At 42.7% G+C, this 3,171-nt stretch carries 5 protein-coding genes; 4 read left to right on the top strand and 1 reads right to left on the bottom strand.

Annotation, left to right across the window (positions count from 1 at the left end; genetic code table 11):
• Positions 1-1,197 precede the first annotated feature (1,197 nt).
• Positions 1,198-1,434 carry a helix-turn-helix transcriptional regulator gene (locus AM228_RS06770; RefSeq protein ID WP_054465333.1) on the bottom strand — a complete coding sequence of 79 codons (237 nt, stop codon included), beginning with the start codon at positions 1,432-1,434 and terminating at the stop codon, positions 1,198-1,200.
• 208 nt (positions 1,435-1,642) lie between these two features.
• On the opposite strand from AM228_RS06770, the gene AM228_RS06765 reads away from it, so the two are divergent.
• The 4 genes from AM228_RS06765 to AM228_RS34980 all read left to right on the top strand — a co-directional run bounded on the left by AM228_RS06765 (position 1,643) and on the right by AM228_RS34980 (position 3,007).
• Positions 1,643-1,939 carry a hypothetical protein gene (locus tag AM228_RS06765; protein ID WP_156331589.1) on the top strand — a complete coding sequence of 99 codons (297 nt, stop codon included), beginning with the start codon at positions 1,643-1,645 and terminating at the stop codon, positions 1,937-1,939.
• A gap of 33 nt (positions 1,940-1,972) precedes the next feature.
• Positions 1,973-2,242 (top strand): hypothetical protein, encoded by a 270-nt coding sequence (locus AM228_RS06760; RefSeq protein ID WP_156331588.1) that lies wholly within the window; start codon positions 1,973-1,975, stop codon positions 2,240-2,242.
• 237 nt (positions 2,243-2,479) lie between these two features.
• Positions 2,480-2,845 (top strand): hypothetical protein, encoded by a 366-nt coding sequence (locus tag AM228_RS06755; protein WP_156331587.1) that lies wholly within the window; start codon positions 2,480-2,482, stop codon positions 2,843-2,845.
• Between the two features lie 6 nt (positions 2,846-2,851).
• Positions 2,852-3,007, top strand: coding sequence for a hypothetical protein (locus tag AM228_RS34980; protein WP_231636671.1), 156 nt, complete (start codon positions 2,852-2,854; stop codon positions 3,005-3,007).
• Positions 3,008-3,171 lie beyond the last annotated feature (164 nt).

Raw genomic sequence — 3,171 nt, 5'->3', positions numbered from 1 at the left:
TTTTTGCATCAGCCAGTAAAAATTTTAGCCACCTTGTAGGGCAAAATCAGCGGGCAAAATTACAAAGTTGCAATGGCACTAGATGGCTAGATATGTGCTATGCTCTATATGGGTGAAAACATTTCAGTCATTTTAGTTATCTTCAAAAACTCTGGTAGTAGGTTAACCGCCTCTACCAGAGTTTTTTTGTGAGAAAAGTTGTAATGGCACTAAGTGGACTTGATGTGGCTACTTAGTGCCATTTTGTGCCATTCAGTGCCATTTTAGGTCACGATTTTGGGGAAAAAACCTGTTTTTTAGGGCTATTTGTGGCATGACGTGGCTACTTAGTGCCATTCAGTGCCATTCAGTGCCATTCAGTGCCATGTCAGGTCACAAGCTTTTTAAAGTATATCAACCAAATTGCATAGAGGTTGTCAGGTACAGAAAGTCACCGTAGTGCAATTTGCGACCCTTAAGGGTCGCAAATTATCGAAGTGCCCTACAGTAACTTTTCACACCCGGCAAAAACCTGCAATTTAGGGGTATTGATTCTCTGACCGTGCGATCGCTAAATCACGGGAATATAAGTAAACCTGATAGTAAAATTCGTAGCGGGCAATCAAAAAACTTATCAACCCACCGTCACGCGGCCCCGCCACACGGGGTGACAAGTTTTTTGCATCACCTGACGGCTATATAAACGCTGAAAAGTTTAACCTGTCTAAATTACAAGCTTATTGAAAATAGTATTAAAAAGCTAGAATACTTGCTGTATATACGTTTCATCGCAGCCTCGTCACACGGTGTGACAGCAAAATCCTAAAAAGACTAGGGATGGGCAGAATAACCCCTACAAACACTAGGGATGGGCAGAATGACATTTTCACCGCAACACGGGATAACGCGCGGCCCCGTCACACGGGGTGACAAGCTTTTTGCATCACCAAAAGGCTATATAAACGCTGAAAAGTTTATTTCATATAGCTTACAAGCTTATTGACAACAATATCAAAAAGTCAAAATACTTGCTCTATATACGTTTTATCGCGGCCCCGCCACACGGGGTGACAATGCCACCGTCACCGGCCCTGGTTGCCACCGCCAAAAATCAAACCTTGGCAGTCCAGATGTGACATTTAATCTGCCGTCCCTAGTCCCCAACAAAAAACCTACCCGGTTAGGGGTAGGTCATTGGTCAGCGATCGAGCGTTGCGGTTATGCCGCGTCATCATCTGGCACCCACATAATCACTTCATTAGGTTGCACCCTGTAACGGGTACAGATTGCCGCTAACACACTCTCTCTGGGGATAGAGAGTGGATCATTAACTAAACGGTAAGCAGTCTGACTGCTAATTCCTGTATCTTGCCAGAAACGATATGGCGTGATTCCCCGTTCCTCTAAGAACGTAGCTATGCGGTTCTTTAACAATGGCTTAATGGTTAGAGTCATTGGTTCTACTGTGATTATATTACATTCATATATTATATTTTAGCAGATATCATTGACATATCGCTATTAGTGACATAAGATAGAAATTGTCAAATTAAAACCCGTGTCAGCAATGAGATTGGCGTCCTATGCTGACACGGGTTGTTCAAACACCTTACAAAAGGGGTTCTTTTATGAGAATAGCACAAAACCACGGGGGGCAGGCGGTATGAAAAGACTGTATGTGACCCTCACGATCCGTCAGTTAAAGGCTAAGGTGTCCAGTCTCAGTCGGACTGCCTTCAAAGTCACTCGCAACTTTTTCCAGTCCAGACTAGGCATTGTCAAGCGGGACTGGTCACGGTTAACCAAAGCTGAAATCATCCAAGTTCTAGATTATTACTACGGTTCTTTAGTCCCTGACTTAGCAAAAACCTTGCTAAGTGATTACCGTTTTCAGGTAACAAGTCATAACAACTTCGAGAGCGTGTTACCTAAATTACGCCGTGAGTCAGGTCAGCAGTAGCGGTTAATAGAACCAACCAAAAAGATAGATGAGTTGACTAACTCTGCTATTCCCTTATATTTGGCTCACTTCAAAAAAGTTTACCCCAAAAATTATCAACTAGACATCTGGGATAACCCAGATTGCTTTCTGGTAGTTGCTGAGATAGGTACAGACCTTTATATCTATGTGTCTCAGCATTGTTTTGACGTGCCTGAGTTTTTGGGACAAATCAAGCAAAAGTATGCAGAGTTAATGTTTGAAATCTCATCTCAGTTCCGTTCGGTTAGGGGTGAAAACGGGGTGAAAACGGGGTGCAGCTAGGTTCAGACAAGGTGAAAATGGTTCACCCAGTATGAACCTAGTGGCACCCTTGCCATGATTAGGGTTCACCCATTTTCACCCGGTGAACCATTTTCACCCAGTGACCCGAAATTTACCCATTTTGCACCGAGTGAACCCGGTTCACCGAACCTTGCACCAAGTGCAGATTTTAGCCCGCTTCTAGTCCAGTCTTGTGTTAATTCAAACATCTTCATAGCAAGTTTAGAGGTCTTTAAAATGTCTAATAATCAATGGGTTGAGATTGTAGCTAAGTTGACGTTAGCCCGCTCTATTCTGGCAAGTGCCATTCTGGATATTGATAATGCTGTATGTGACATTGAACGTGGTCACTCAAGTCTATCAAATCAGTCAGCCAAAATCCTAGAAACCATGATTGCTGACTTGATGGCTAACAGTGACGATATAGGGGAAAAAGCAGTATATATTCCTGACGTTTTCTTACAGTTAGACCGGCAATTCAGTCAGTCAACTACCCAGAAAGAATCCCTAGAAAAGCTGAGTCAATCTGTTAGCGAGTCACTGGTTAACTGGAATAACTTTGATAGTCATCCCACTGCCAACGGCCTAAGAAAGGCAAGCTAGTCACCGATGACAGATATTTGGTTGTTAACTCTATATCTGTTATTGTCAATTGCTGATTGTCGTTATGGTAGTCAGCAATTAGCCATTGGTTACATAGCACTTACTGACTGGCTGATTAGGTTGTTTCGACTTATTCAGTCAGTCAGTAAGTTGATTAAGTGACCCGTATCTGTCCCTCTCATGTCCATCTCATGTCCATTTTGTGACCGGATATGAAGTGGACATGAATTAACAAAACTTACGATTATCACAACTGATTATCAATACTGACTTTCGGAAGTGTACGGTTAGCGTACATTTTGCAAAATGTCTCTGACGGTAACATT

Origin of the sequence: Planktothricoides sp. SR001 (assembly GCF_001276715.1) — a bacterium.
Lineage (GTDB): Bacteria > Cyanobacteriota > Cyanobacteriia > Cyanobacteriales > Laspinemataceae > Planktothricoides > Planktothricoides raciborskii.
This window is presented reverse-complemented; position numbering and strand designations above follow the sequence as displayed.